Raw genomic sequence first — 14667 nt, forward strand, 5'->3', positions numbered from 1 at the left:
TGCAACAAGGGATGAAATTCAAGAAAATGAAGTGGAGGAGGAGTTCGTAATGATAAAAGTATTATTTGTGTGTCTCGGCAATATTTGTCGTTCTCCAATGGCCGAGGCAATGTTTCGTGAAATGGTAAAAAGGGAAGGACTGGAAGGGAAGATTGTCGTCGATTCAGCCGGAACGGGTGACTGGCATGTTGGCAAACCTCCTCATGAAGGGACAAGGAATGTACTTGCAAAATATGGAGTCGACTCAGAAGGGCTAAAGGCTAGACAAGTTTCGATAGCTGATTTTAATGAGTTCCATTATATTATTGGTATGGATGCTACCAATATAGAGAACCTTAATAAGCTAGCAACGACAAAGAATCAAACGGTTGTGAAAAGGCTGATGGACTTTGTGGATCAAGAGACTAAAGAAGATGTCCCAGATCCATATTTTACTGGAAACTTTGATGAAACCTATGACCTTGTAACGGCAGGTTGTCAGGCCTTATTGAGATATATAAAGGTAGTACATAAGCTATAAAATGATTAAGTTGGAAGAATATTTGTTTGTACAGAGCTTAATAAGAAAGGGTGAGATCATGGCGAGTTCTAGAAAATTCTGGCTTGGAATGGTGTTTGGTGCTCTTGCAGGAGGGGCAATCAGCTTATTGGACCGAGAAACAAGACAGGGAGTTAAGGGGGATTTTAAAAAGGCTTCCAGTACGGTTACATACATTGCAAAACATCCTAATGAATTTATTGAAGAGGTACAGGATACGGTAAATAAAGTGAGATCTACTGTGGAACAAGTAACGGAAGATGTTGCATTTATTACAGAAAAGGTTGAGGAAATTAAGGATGTTCCACCACAGGTGGCTGAAATGGTTCAAGAATCAAAGGAAGCGTTTAGCCATTTAACAACCGAAAAGGCTAAGGTGTAGAGGGAGGATTTGGTGATATTTTGTCCTAGTACAGAATATCTTTGGGATAAAGGGAATATTACATGGGGACATCTGAGAGGGAGTGTAGGCATCAGTCTATAAAAGGGAAGGTGTAAGAATGGTCGATGTTTCTTTTTTTAGGAGAATTTGGCACAGGATTTATGAAGATGATGTCCCAGCCTTAGCTGCACAATTAGCATACTTTTTATTGCTGAGTCTGTTTCCGCTATTGATTTTCCTTGTTTCTCTTTTACCATATCTACCAATAACGCATCACGATATTATTGCTTTCATCCAAGATCACACACCCGTAGAACAAGCAGGAATCATTAATACCAGTGTTGAAGAAGTGTTAAATAAGAATAATACCATTCTTTCCTTTAGTATTCTTGCTACTCTTTGGTCGGCATCAAATGGAATCAATGCCATTGTTAGAGCGTTTAATAAAGCATATCGGGTAGAGCAAGCGCGGTCTATAATGGTCCGGTTTAAATCGATGTTCCTCACATTGGGGATGATTTTCGTGTTTATCGTGGCCTTGCTGCTACCTGTGTTCGGCAAAGAAATTGGAGAGTTTTTATTTTCTCAGTTTGGTTTAAGAAGCGAATTTCTTTCGGTTTGGGAAGCGCTCCGCTGGTTAATCTCCTTTTTCGTCCTACTGATCGTATTTACCGGTCTGTATTGGATTGCCCCAAATGTAAAAATGAAATGTAGAAATGCCCTACCAGGAGCGATTGTCTCAACAATTGGCTGGGTAGTCGTATCTTGGGGATTTTCCTTTTATGTTAGTAATTTTGGTCAGTATACGGTCATTTACGGCCAAATTGGCGGGGTCATTGTTCTCTTAATTTGGTTGTACTTAGCTGCTTTCATCATCATTTTAGGTGGCGAAATCAATGCGTATTTCAAAGAACAAACCAAGGTTTGCTAAAACTTCTAAGGATGTCTACTATGGTGGGCATTCTTTTTAATTGCCCGATCGAGGTTAGAATAGAGATGAACGGTAGATTAAGGGGCCTAATTGCCCGAACGAGGTCAGGAAAGCGGAGAACGGTAAAATATAGTACCCCTATTTGCCTGTGCGAAGTCAAAAAAGCAGCAAACAGTAAATTAGAAAGCCATCATGTAGCGAAACGACCATACTCTCCCCTTTAAAACACAAAAGCTGTCATCAAAATGATGACAGCAAAAAAAAGGCCAATTCAGTGAAGGTCATTCAAGGCTTTGTTTTTACTTTGCCTTTGTAATATATATTCGTTGGCTCCTCTTTCATTCCAATTATTTACAACATAGAATCGCTTTTTTACACAGAATGTAGTTTTTCCTGATAAGAACCTGCTCTTCGGAAAATTAATAACGCGAAAAAGATCAATAGTAACATGCCGCTGATAACATAGAAAAAGCTTGCTCCTTTTAAGTGTTCGATTGCGAGGCCACCGATATAAGGACCGCTTATGCTTCCAAATGAAAAGAAGATGGAAACCATCAAATTACCTGCAGGCAACAGTTGTTTTGGTAATAAATCGGCCATGAAACTGATTCCAAGGGAATAAGTGGAGCCTACGAGCATACCCGCAATAAAGAAACAAAGAAATAGTCCAGTCACAGACCCTTGTAGAAACCCTGCTACAGTAAAACAAATGAATCCAGATAACATAACGATAAGAAGGATGTTTTTCCGACCAAAACGATCACTAAGCATGCCTAATGGCAATTGAAACACGATGCTGCCTGCTGCAAATGCAGGGAGGATAATTGATACTGCTCCAATCTCTATTCCACTTCTTAAAGCATAGACAGGGAAGTTTCCGTTGAGCGAAGCCTCAAGAAAGCCGTATCCAAACGGGGGTAAGAAAGCAACCCAAGCATATTTAAAAACCCTCCCAAATCTTTTCATCGTACCAAAAAAGGAAGTACCTCCTGTGTCCGTTTCAGGAAACTCATTTTTCAAAAACCATACAAATGCCCAAGCTACTAAACTGATACTACAGGAAATGATAAACGGAAGCGTTTCATTTACTTCCAGAAGCCTAGTCATCATTGGCCCTACAGTAAAACCAATTCCAAAAAATAGTCCGTAAAGAGCAATATTACGGCCTAGTTTTTCCTTAGGAGAAGACGATGTAATCCAGGTTTGGGTCCCAAAGTGAAGCAATTGGTCGCCAATGCCTATTAAGAGCCTTAGTAAAAACCAAAACCAAAAGGATTTCCAAAGTGGAAAAAACGCAAGCGAGCTTACAACCAAGAGTCCTCCTACCAGAATAATGGGCTTGTAGCCGAATTTTCTTAAAGGGCCCTCCATGAATGGGGATGCTAATAAGACACCGATATACAAACCAGTTGCATGTAAGCCATTCAGTGATGAGGAAACTCCATCCTGTTCAAAAATAATCGCTATGAGGGGAAGAAGCATTCCTTGTGAAAATCCCGAAATAGCAACGATGCTAACTAAAATCCAAAAGCGAAACGTGGTGTTCTTATTCATGAATAATCTCCTATTTTCTTTATGCTTTGATGGTAACCGAGTGGGATTTTTTCGGCAAGAGAAACGGTTCCAAAATATAGAAGATGGATACAGAACATGAGGGATTAGAAATATCCCTATCTATTGAAGGAATAATAATAAAAAAATTCACTGGTTTTCATAACGATAAAAGTAGTATACTCAAGTGTCTGACAAGGCAATACGTTAATTAATTCATGAAGAAATTCATGTAAGGGAACTGTAAGATTGAATCAATTTGCACATTAAATTTGGCAATCACTTATTTTTAAACAACGAAGAGATGTAAGGAGAAGAAGGAATGAAATTATTTTATCGCATACTATTTTTTCTTATCGGGTTGCTTAGTCTATCTTTCGGTATAAGCTTGGCGATTGTATCGGGTTTAGGCTCAGGTGCTTGGGATGCTTTAAATGTAGGGCTATCTGAAACAATTGGGTTTACACCAGGTACATGGGTTATTCTTGTGGGGATTTTTTTAATTATCCTTAATGCGTTCTTATTACAGACTAGACCAGATATTGGAGCAGTGATAACCCTTTTCATTACAGGGGTTTTTATTGACTTCTGGCTGTTGCAAATTTTTGATGATCTCGTATTGAACGAATTTCTTAGTAAAATGATCATTCTATTAGCGGGATTACTCGCAATGGGAATTGGGATATCAATCTATATGCAGGCAAAATTCCCATTAAGTCCCATCGATAACTTGATGTTGGCCTTGCGGAAAAGGTTTGGTTTTAGTTTTATGGTGGCAAAGACAGTTGGAGAAATTACTGCACTAATCCTCGCTTTTATCTTTGGTGGACCGATTGGAATAGGAACACTACTGGTAACATTTGCTGTAGGGCCGTTAATACAACTTTTTTCGCCTAGGTTTGATGGTTTGTTTAATCGGCTTACAGCCGTTCAAAGATAATTTTTAAAAGCGTGGATAATATATGAGGACTACGAAAAAACTACAAACAAATGCAGAACTTTGTCGTTTTGAAAGGAGTCCAACACCATGAAAAAAAACTTACTCATTCTTCTAAGTATGGTTTTCCTATTATCCTCTTTTACCCCTGTTTCTGCTGAAAAGCCAGCGGAAAAAGGGGAGAAAAAAGCTGCACCTGCGAAGCAGGAAGAGAAAGCAAAGTATACGATTCCCGGTTCAGTAATGAACATTACAAAGGAAAACACGTATCCTAACCCAACTGAGGATTTGCCATTGTTACAACCAAGTGATTTAACAAAGGATCTTATCGCTACTTCTAAGGTAAAAATTGAAAACCCAGATCTTATTCGGATGCTTAATGAAACTACGATTAATAGCACACCTTTTGCACTTGGATACAGGGCAATCGTTTATCTTGGGGAGTGGCCGCTTAACTATGAATCAACAGAAACCTCGCCAAATTGGGAATACCAAAAAATCAATACCAATTACTATGACAACCGGGGTGGAAAGAGCCCTTATCAAATTCATTATGTCCAAGAGCAGCAAAAGACTGTGAAGGGCGGACTCACAGCCAAAATTAAAAATGCAGAAGATGTTCAAAAAATGATGATGTTAACGGCTGCAAAGAAAACCGGTCTGCCACTGGCCTTTGAAACCATTGTTGGCGCAGGAACAAAAAAAGATCAGATCTATAATATCCAACCAAAGCGCCTCGGTTATCTGTATGGCTATGCACCAGCCATCAATGAAAAAGGGAAGGTAACCTTTGGGGAAGTTTACCTCATGTTAAAAGGAAATAAGAAATTAATCGTTGTCAAGAACGTAACTTCACAAGGAATTGGTGCTTGGATTCCAATTCAGGACCATGTATCATTTGGGTTCGTTGCAAGTGAACGCCCGAGATAAAAAGTCATATTCAGAAAATGGTTAACAAATAATAGGCTTAATTCTGAATAGCTCACTGAAAAACTTGCTAAAATAGTCAATATCAAAGAGCAGGTAAGTGCCTGTTCTTTTTTTCTGCTTAATTGTTGGTGATTCTTAATTTAAGACAGCACTCGCATTGGACCCGACCAAGTAAGAAACTTCTTTAATCAAACGTTTGATTAAGATTGCACAAAGTCCATATATTCGGTAGGATGAGAACGGATAGTGAAAGGAGAGAGTAGTTTGGGAAGCCCGATTAAAGACTCTGGAACTCAAGTTGTATTTTTGAAACATCGTTTAAATGCCTTTATGGATTTGTTAGAGGCAATTGACCCGGAAGAGGCGGATTTAGAGGATATCGATCGCATGATAGCCATTGTTGAAGAAATGGATGCAAAATGCCGCGAGTTCAAAAACCGTGATCTGTAAAAGAGGCCTAAATAGGGTCTCTTTTTTTTATGAACAAGGTAGTCCAAGGACGTCAAATTTCGTATCCGCTTCCCTTTTTTACCAAGCAATTCACTGAATAAGAACCGGACTTTTAACTTTAAAAAGACCATTTATAGGAGTATAATGAAAGCGGTATTGTAAAAGAAAATTCGAAAAATAAACATGAACAGAGGGAATTAAGAGGAGAGGGGTTAGACAATGAATATCGAAAAGTTTCAAGAAAGTATGTACAAGTTGATTGTAGAAACTTCCACTAAATTGCCAAAGGATGTTCGTAGAGCAATCAAAATTGCAAAGGAACAAGAAAGTGCTGGAACACGTTCTGCGATGAGCCTTGCAACGATTACCAATAATATTAAAATGGCTGATGATAACGTTTCACCTATTTGCCAAGATACAGGACTTCCGACATTTAAAATTAAGGTTCCAGTTGGTGCAAACCAGCTAGAGATGAAAAAAGCGATTTATGAAGCGATCGCTTTGGCTACAAAAGACGGAAAACTACGTCCAAATTCGGTTGACTCGCTAACAGGGGATAATAGCGGGGACAATCTTGGGGGCGGTACACCGGTTATTAAGTTTGAACAATGGGAAAAAGACTATATTGATGCCCGCTTAATTTTAAAAGGTGGCGGTTGTGAAAATAAAAATATCCAGTACAGCTTACCATGTGAGCTTGAAGGTCTTGGCCGAGCAGGTCGTGATCTTGATGGAATCCGCAAATGTATCATGCACTCAGTTTATCAAGCCCAGGGACAAGGCTGTAGCGCTGGGTTTATCGGTGTTGGGATTGGGGGAGACCGTTCTTCTGGATATGACTTGGCTAAGGAACAATTATTCCGTTCCAATGATGATGTCAATCCAAACGAAGACCTCCGCAAACTAGAAGAGTATGTGATGGCAAATGCAAATAAGCTTGGTATTGGGACAATGGGCTTTGGTGGAGAAACGACATTATTAGGTTGTAAGGTGGGCGTGATGAACCGTATTCCTGCAAGCTTCTTTGTTTCGGTTGCTTATAACTGCTGGGCGTTCCGTCGTCTAGGTGTCAATGTTAACCCAGAAACTGGTGAAATCAAGGAATGGTTCTATCAAGAAGGCGAGAATATCGACTTCGCTGAGCAAGAGAAAAAACATGCAGAGGTTGAAATTGCTGCATCGGTTGAAGCGGCGGGGTCTTCTTCAAACCAAGATGCAATTACGTTAACGGCTCCAATTATGGAAGAACAGATTCGTCAGTTAAAAGTTGGCGATGTTGTCAAACTTACCGGCAGAATGTATACGGGCCGTGATGCTATCCACAAGTATTTAATGGATAATGATGCACCAGTTGATTTAAATGGCCAGGTTATTTACCACTGTGGTCCGGTTATGTTGAAGGATGAGGACGGGAACTGGCATGTAAAAGCTGCAGGTCCAACAACTAGTATTCGTGAAGAGCCTTATCAGGGCGATATTATGAAAAAGTTTGGCATCCGAGCTGTCATTGGTAAAGGTGGAATGGGGCAGAAAACTCTTGCCGCTCTAAAAGAACATGGTGGCGTATATTTAAACGCTATCGGTGGAGCTGCTCAGTATTATGCTGAGTGTGTAAAGAGTGTGGATGGTGTTGATTTAATGAACTTCGGTATTCCTGAAGCAATGTGGCACTTACAAGTAGAAGGATTTACGGCTGTTGTGACAATGGATTCACATGGGAACAGTCTTCACGAAGATGTAGAGAAGTCTTCATTAGAGAAGCTTACTCAATTTAAAGAGCCTGTTTTTAAATAAAATTGTAAAAAGTGGAAGAGGCAGTGCGAACGAATTCGCACTGCTTTTTTGTTTAATTTTTACCTTTCAACAAACAATAAGAAAAACATCTTTGGAGGGGCAGAATGAAAAAATTTATTCAACTAGTTCTGGCATTAGGAGTTCTGTTTTTCATTGCAAGTCCGCTTGTTCAGGCAGAGGTACCAAACACCCCAATAAATTGGGGATTTAAGAAGGGGCAGGAAGGTAGGCCAGCAGATGCTGGGAAGGAACGCGAAAAGCTTATAGAAAGGTATGGAGCGGTCTATAAAGGGGACCCAAACAAGAAAGAAATTTACTTAACGTTTGATAATGGCTATGAAAATGGGTACACCAATCAGATTCTAGATGTTTTGAAAAAGGAAAAGGTACCCGCTACGTTTTTTGTTACTGGTCATTATTTAGAAAGTGCAGAAGACCAAGTAATCAGGATGGTTGAAGAGGGACATATTGTCGGGAATCATTCCTACTATCATCCGGATTTAACACAAGTTGATGATGCACGAGTCAAAAGGGAGTTAGAAAAAGTACAAGCATTAACCTATGAGCTAACAGGTCAGAAGCATATGTCGTATTTAAGGCCCCCGCGGGGAGTTTTTAGTGAACGGACCATGAAGCTGGCCAAAGATGCTGGCTATACTCATGTGTTTTGGTCCTTAGCTTTTGTAGACTGGAATAGAGATCAACAAAAGGGATGGGAATATTCCTATAACAACATCATGAGACAAATTCATCCTGGAGCAATATTATTGCTGCATACTGTCTCAAAGGATAATGCAGATGCCCTTGAAAAAGTGATAAAAGACTTGAAAAAGGATGGCTATACCTTTAAAAGCTTAGATGACCTTTTTGCTGATAAGGAATTGGATCACCCTATGCTGCACAAGAAATAGTCAGAGTCACATTTCTTAAGAGAAATTTCTAAAGCTCAGAGTCCGAACTAGTTAGATGGTTCGGGCTTTTTGTTGCTCAGGTTAATTTTTAGAAAGAGTTCGCCTAAACATGCTATAATACGGGGAAAATAAGGATGGAAGCAGAAAGTAATACATCTATGAGGGATCACACCAAATTAGCGCCATCTACCCGAAGGGCGGATTTTTGTATGTGGCAAGAAACCATTTCAATTTCAGGACCGTACGACTTTGATTTAGCCTTGGATAGGTTAAAATTAGATCCCTTACATTATGTGGATGTTAAAAATAAAAGTGTAAAGGTGCCTATTATTCTTGACTCGAGACAGCTGGTAACAGAAGTAAAAGGGGTGGGAAGTCTTCAGGAGCCGGAGTTTATCTTAAAAGGCACCGATTTGAAGGATGAGTCGTTGAATCGTCTTTCAGAAATATTTGGCTGGAACGTTGAACTAATAACGGTTCATGAACATTTTCAGAATACGGAGCTAAGCTCCTTGTTTCAGCAGCATTATGGAACACCGTTAGTGCTTGATTTCGATCCGTTTTCATGCTTGTTAAAATGCATTATTCATCAACAGTTAAACCTATCCTTTGCCCATACCTTAACCGAACGGTTCGTAAAAACATTTGGAACCGAGCTTGAGGGAGTCTGGTTTTATCCAACACCCGAAAAGGTTGCTAGCTTAACGGTCGAACAGCTACGTGAACTGCAGTTTAGTGGTCGAAAAGCAGAGTATGTGATTGGGATTGCAGAGTTAGTCGCCTCTGACAAGCTCAATTTTAATAAAATGAATCATATGTCTGATGAGGAAATTGCAATTGAGTTAACGAAGATTCGAGGAGTTGGTCCGTGGACCGCTCAAAACTTTTTAATGTTTGGTCTTGGGAAACCGAACTTATTCCCGCTGGCTGATATCGGACTGCAAAATGCTTTGAAGCAGTACTATCAGTTAGAGCAGAAACCAACGGCAGAAGAAATGGAAAAGCTTAAAAAGCCCTGGGAGCCGTACCTTAGCTATGCTTCGCTTTATTTGTGGAGAAGCATAGAATAAATGGAGTGAATAAACGTTGAAAAATGAACAAAAAACCTTTGAAAATAGATCAGGAAAAAAGAGTAGCCAGTTTCCTAAAAACAAGCAAAATAACAAACAGAATTTTAAACAGCAGAAAGGTCCCAACCGGAAACAAGAGCAGTCTGTCCAGATGGAACTTAAACAAACTTTCCCTCTGACAATCAAGCGTCTAGGCATTAATGGGGAAGGGGTCGGTTATTTTAAGCGGCAGGTTGTCTTTGTTCCAGGAGCATTGCCTGGTGAAGAAGTCGTTGCGGAAGTTACGAAGGTTCATCCGAAGTTCACAGAAGCTCGGATTAAGAAAATCAGAAAGCCTTCTGAACATCGTGTGAAGCCTGTTTGTCCTGTCTACGAGGAATGCGGTGGCTGTCAATTGCAGCATTTGCATTACTCACAACAATTGAAAGAGAAACGGGATATTATCATTCAATCACTTGAGCGTCATACGAAGCTACCAGTTAGTGAGCTTTTGATTAAGGATACGATTGGCATGGACAATCCATGGGGATACCGAAATAAAAGTCAGTTTCAAGTTGGAGAACAATCTGGAAAAATCCTCGCTGGTTTATATGGGATAAATTCACATAAAATCATCAATATTGAACAATGTGCGGTTCAGCATCCTGCAACAAGCAAGGCGACGGAAGTGGTTAAAGGAGTCCTTCAAGATTTAAAGGTGACGGTTTATAACGAAAAAACAGGTAAGGGCTTGGTGCGTACCATCGTAGCTCGTACAGGTGTTCAATCTGGAGAGCTACAAATCGTTTTAATTACAAGTAAAAAGGAATTGCCTAAGAAAGACCTGATTATCGAAGAAATTAAAAAACGTCTTCCTGAAGTAACTTCTATTGTTCAAAATGTGAATGGTCAAAAGACATCACTCATCTTTGGTGACGAGACCAAGACATTGGAAGGAAATGATTTTATCCAGGAAACGTTAGGCGATTTGCAATTTGAACTATCGGCGAGAACATTTTTTCAATTAAATCCTGAGCAGACAGTAAAACTATACGATGAAGTCAAAGTTGCAGCAGAACTAAGCGGGAAAGAAAAAATTGTAGATGCCTATTGTGGAGTCGGAACAATTGGGTTGTGGCTTGCAGGAAATGCCGGGGAGATAAGAGGAATGGATATTATCCCTGAATCGATTGAAGACGCTCGTAAAAATGCGGCCCGACATGGCATCAAGCACGCAAGATATGAGGTAGGAAAAGCAGAACAGTGGATGCCTAAATGGGCAAAAGAAGGCTGGCGCCCCGATGTCATCGTCGTTGATCCACCGCGAACAGGATGTGACGCTGAGTTTCTCAATACAGTTTTAAAAGTAAGGCCGAAAACGTTTGTGTATGTATCATGCAATCCATCTACCTTAGCAAAAGACATTGCTACTCTTGGTAAATTATATAAGGTTGAATATATCCAGCCAGTCGATATGTTTCCACATACAAGCCATGTCGAGTGTGTAACAAAGCTTGTTTTACAATAAAAAGTTAGTTAGGTCCAGTAAATGCATACTGGGCCTTTTTTTGCACTCAAGCAATTAACTGTAGAAAGTCATTGATGGTTGGGGGTTAAGGTTAAGCACCGATCTGATAAGTAGGGGGGAAAATTCCCCTTAAATAGCAAATAGCACTGAAAATAGCGTAAATAGAGGGAGAAATTCCTCTTATTTGGCTCGAAAAACGTGAAAACAGGTAATTTGCTTTGTATAGGGGGAAAAACTCCCCCTATTTACCCCAAAACGAGCTCTAATCTGCATTTAACGGAAAAATCTCCCCTTATTTTAATAGGGACAGGGGGACAGGTTCCTCGTCCCACCTATTTAACAATAAGTTTATTATAAAGTTTTGCAGGAACTATCAATAAAGGTGGAGAATATTTCTAATAGATTAATCAAGGTAAAAAGAGAACCTCACACTTTGAAAGGAAAGGTTAGTGTGGAGTCATTCAAAGACATCCGCTGGAAACAAAGATACGAAAAATTTGAGAAGTCAAATTTCAAAATGGAAATGATGAACCGGGTTGTCCGGCTGATGTGTTAGAAGAAAATAAGCATTAATTAACGTAATAATCCGATAAAACTATTTTGGATATTGGGAAAATCCGAAAAACCTTATTCCTACGATGGTTTAAGGTTTTTTGTTTGTATTCTCAGTATTTTAATCTTTTAAACGAATCAAAAGTAAAGGGAGGATGATGATAAAATGGCTAGTGTAGAAGTGAACAAACAAGCACCAGATTTTGAGTTGAATGATTTTAAGTGGAATGCATTTAAGCTTTCTGACTATAGGGGCAAAAGCAATGTATTGATTGTCCTAAATAGAGGGTTTGTATGACCGTTTTGCAGAAAGCATATGATGCAGTTGCATCGTGATTATAATAAATTTGTAGAAAAGGATACGGAAATCGTCGCAATTGGACCTGAAAATGCAAATAGCTTCAGAACTTACTGGGAAGTGCATGGTCTTAAGTTTCACGGAATTCCCGATGAAAAACATTCAGTGCTTAACCTATATGGGCAGAAGGTGAATCTGTTTAGGCTAGGGAGAATGCCGGCACAGATGTTGGTGGATAAAGAGGGAGTACTGAGGTATGTTCACTATGGACACAATATGAGGGATATCCCTCTAAATACTGAGTTATTTAAGCTTATTGATACACTTTAAATAACAATTCGTTTGAATTTTGGCAGGGTGACATACAACTAGCTGGTGCACTGTCACCTGTTATTAGCAACTCATTTTAAAAAGGCAACTACCCAATTGGGTGTTGTCTTTTTACGTTTTTTCAAACTGATTACAGAACTGTATTGTATATGAAAATATCAACAATAATTTATCTGTTCATTCCCGACACCCCACTAAAGCTTTATAGTCTTCGTATAACCTTGCTTAAGCTCCTTCGTCCTTTTATGAAAACGATATCATTGTTATAGTATCAATATTTCTCTGGATAACCCGAAAACTAAAAAATTGGTACCATAAGCAAAATTATATGGCTTATAAACGCTAGTCCAATTTTTTAATATAAAGATATAGAAAGTACAAAGCAACTAAGGTGGTGAAGAAATGGAAGTCAAGATTCAACAGCCTGTACAACAACAAGTCAGTGACACCATAATTGATAAGCCAACAAAGAAAGAGAAATACAAAAAAATTAAAAAGACAATCATTTCTCAAAAGTATTTGCAGACAATGGCACTTCTCGGTGTAGTGTGGATGTTCATCTTTAACTATATCCCAATGTATGGGTTGATCATCGCCTTTAAGGAGTTTAGCATCATCAAAACAATCTCAGAAGCACCATGGGTAGGATTGATGCAGTTTAAGGAATTCCTACAGGATGAGAATTTCTGGATTGTCCTGAAAAACACTCTTGGAATCAGCTTGATTAAATTACTCATCGGTTTCCCGCTGCCAATCATTTTTGCACTTATGCTTAATGAGCTAACATCAATGAAGTTTAAGAAAGCGGTTCAAACAATTTCTTATTTGCCACACTTTATCTCATGGGTTGTGCTTGGGGGGATTTTGACTACATGGCTGGCAGATATCGGTGTCATCAATGATATTTTGCTAGGTTTGGGGTTAATCAGTGAACGTACGAATTTCCTAGCAGAACCTGATAACTTCTGGGCAATCGTCATTCTCTCGGATATATGGAAGGAACTTGGATGGTCAGCAATCATTTATCTTGCAGCAATTGCTGGTGTATCTCCAGAATTATACGAATCGTCAACGATTGATGGGGCAAATCGTTTCCAAAAAATGTGGCATGTCACATTGCCGTCCATTCGCCCAACAATCACAATTCTGTTTATCCTTGCTGTAAGCGGTGTCTTGAATTCAAACTTTGATCAGATTTTAATTCTGCGAAACTCGTTGAATGAAAGCGCTAGTAATGTAGTTGACATATATGTTTATCAGATGGGACTACAGAATGGCCGCTATTCTTACGCAACAGCAGTTGGGTTGCTGAAAGCAATCATTGCCTTCATCCTGCTACTATCTGCTAACAAGATTACTAAAAAACTCAGTGGAACATCTTTATTCTAAGGAGGTGGGGTTGTGTTTAAGCTTTTTAAACGAAACCGGCGAACAACGAGCGAATATATTTTCGACAACATTAACATTATGATAATGCTTTTTATCTGTGCGATTACGATTTACCCGATTTGGTATGTTATCGTCAATTCACTGAATGATGGTATTGATGCGATGAGAGGCGGGATTTACTGGTGGCCGCGAGAATTTACTTTAGAAAACTACAAGGCTGTTTTTGAAACACCGGGTATTGTCACTTCATTTGGCGTAACAATTGCCAAAACGGTAATCGGAACAATCACCCATGTATTCTTTACAGCGATGGTGGCCTATGCTATATCAAGACGAGACCTTTATGGCAGAAACTTCTACATGCTTGTTGGTGTCATCACTATGTTTTTCAGCGGTGGATTGATTCCTTACTTCCTACTAATTAGGGACCTTGGGTTGTTTGATAACTTCCTAGTGTATATTATTCCAACAATGTTTAACTTCTTCCATTTGATTATCTTTGTATCCTTCTTCAGGGAATTGCCAACTTCTCTGGAGGAAGCAGCGAAATTAGATGGGGCAAATGACTTTATGATTTTTATTAAAGTAATCATCCCACTTTCAATGCCGGTTATTGCAACAATCGCATTGTTCCAGGGAGTATATCAGTGGAATGATTATTTTGCTGGAGTCATCTTTGTAAATAATCCAGACCTGCAGCCAATCCAGACCTATTTATATAAGGTTGTAGCTGAGTCAAGCTCAAACCAAATGATGACGAATGCATCAGGGTCGATTGCTACGAAGACGGTAACATCACAGTCTATCAAACTGGCAACGATGGTTGTAACAACACTTCCAATTATGTTAGTCTATCCATTCCTTCAAAAGTACTTTGTAAAAGGAATGCTAATTGGATCAGTAAAAGGTTGATTTAATTAACTTCGATTTAAATTTTTCTTCTCTGAAGAAATTTAAATAACAGGCTTCATTATCGAATGCCCTGCTTAATTAATGGAGAGAACCCCCTCTTGGGGAAGGCTAGAAATTAGAAAAAAAGCCTTTCCCGCTTTTTCAAAGCAGTGTACATTTAATAATGTGGCCCAAAATAACACAAA

General features: G+C 39.2%; 14 protein-coding genes. 13 read left to right on the forward strand and 1 reads right to left on the reverse strand.

The features are described from left to right. Positions 1–49 precede the first annotated feature (49 nt). The 3 genes from LG336_RS02015 (at position 50) to LG336_RS02025 (ending at position 1851) form a co-directional block, all read left to right on the forward strand. Complete coding sequence (locus LG336_RS02015; RefSeq protein ID WP_404330912.1) at positions 50–520, forward strand: low molecular weight protein-tyrosine-phosphatase; 471 nt, start codon at positions 50–52, stop codon at positions 518–520. Positions 521–578: 58 nt separating this feature from the next. Then, complete coding sequence (locus tag LG336_RS02020; RefSeq protein ID WP_404330913.1) at positions 579–920, forward strand: YtxH domain-containing protein; 342 nt, start codon at positions 579–581, stop codon at positions 918–920. 118 nt (positions 921–1038) lie between these two features. Further along, complete coding sequence (locus LG336_RS02025; RefSeq protein ID WP_404330914.1) at positions 1039–1851, forward strand: YihY/virulence factor BrkB family protein; 813 nt, start codon at positions 1039–1041, stop codon at positions 1849–1851. 372 nt (positions 1852–2223) lie between these two features. Here the strand turns inward: LG336_RS02025 and LG336_RS02030 are convergent, their stop codons facing one another. Further along, a complete protein-coding gene (locus tag LG336_RS02030) occupies positions 2224–3483 on the reverse strand; it encodes an MFS transporter (protein WP_404333072.1) in 1260 nt (419 codons plus the stop codon). Between the two features lie 241 nt (positions 3484–3724). Between LG336_RS02030 and LG336_RS02035 the strand changes: the two genes are divergently transcribed. The 10 genes from LG336_RS02035 to LG336_RS02080 all read left to right on the forward strand — a co-directional run bounded on the left by LG336_RS02035 (position 3725) and on the right by LG336_RS02080 (position 14482). Continuing rightward, positions 3725–4342, forward strand: a complete 618-nt coding sequence (locus tag LG336_RS02035) for a YitT family protein (protein ID WP_404330915.1) — start codon at positions 3725–3727, stop codon at positions 4340–4342. An 87-nt stretch (positions 4343–4429) separates the two neighbouring features. After that, complete coding sequence (locus LG336_RS02040; protein ID WP_404330916.1) at positions 4430–5269, forward strand: YfkD family protein; 840 nt, start codon at positions 4430–4432, stop codon at positions 5267–5269. Between the two features lie 264 nt (positions 5270–5533). Next, positions 5534–5719, forward strand: a complete 186-nt coding sequence (locus LG336_RS02045; RefSeq protein WP_404330917.1) for an SE1561 family protein — start codon at positions 5534–5536, stop codon at positions 5717–5719. A 219-nt stretch (positions 5720–5938) separates the two neighbouring features. Next, the gene (locus LG336_RS02050) at positions 5939–7513 is read left to right on the forward strand and encodes a fumarate hydratase (RefSeq protein ID WP_404330918.1); all 1575 of its coding nucleotides are present in this window, start codon (positions 5939–5941) and stop codon (positions 7511–7513) included. A 104-nt stretch (positions 7514–7617) separates the two neighbouring features. Beyond that, the gene (gene pdaA / locus LG336_RS02055) at positions 7618–8424 is read left to right on the forward strand and encodes a delta-lactam-biosynthetic de-N-acetylase (RefSeq protein WP_404330919.1); all 807 of its coding nucleotides are present in this window, start codon (positions 7618–7620) and stop codon (positions 8422–8424) included. A 209-nt stretch (positions 8425–8633) separates the two neighbouring features. Then, complete coding sequence (locus tag LG336_RS02060; RefSeq protein ID WP_404330920.1) at positions 8634–9494, forward strand: DNA-3-methyladenine glycosylase family protein; 861 nt, start codon at positions 8634–8636, stop codon at positions 9492–9494. Positions 9495–9645: 151 nt separating this feature from the next. Next, positions 9646–11001, forward strand: coding sequence for a 23S rRNA (uracil(1939)-C(5))-methyltransferase RlmD (gene rlmD, locus LG336_RS02065; protein WP_404333073.1), 1356 nt, complete (start codon positions 9646–9648; stop codon positions 10999–11001). 718 nt (positions 11002–11719) lie between these two features. Further along, complete coding sequence (locus tag LG336_RS02070; RefSeq protein WP_404330921.1) at positions 11720–12181, forward strand: peroxiredoxin family protein; 462 nt, start codon at positions 11720–11722, stop codon at positions 12179–12181. 402 nt (positions 12182–12583) lie between these two features. Next, complete coding sequence (locus LG336_RS02075) at positions 12584–13570, forward strand: ABC transporter permease (RefSeq protein ID WP_404330922.1); 987 nt, start codon at positions 12584–12586, stop codon at positions 13568–13570. A 78-nt stretch (positions 13571–13648) separates the two neighbouring features. Further along, a complete protein-coding gene (locus tag LG336_RS02080; RefSeq protein ID WP_404333074.1) occupies positions 13649–14482 on the forward strand; it encodes a carbohydrate ABC transporter permease in 834 nt (277 codons plus the stop codon). Positions 14483–14667 lie beyond the last annotated feature (185 nt).

Source organism: Mesobacillus maritimus (genome assembly GCF_044803185.1).
GTDB lineage: Bacteria > Bacillota > Bacilli > Bacillales > Cytobacillaceae > Mesobacillus_B > Mesobacillus_B maritimus_B.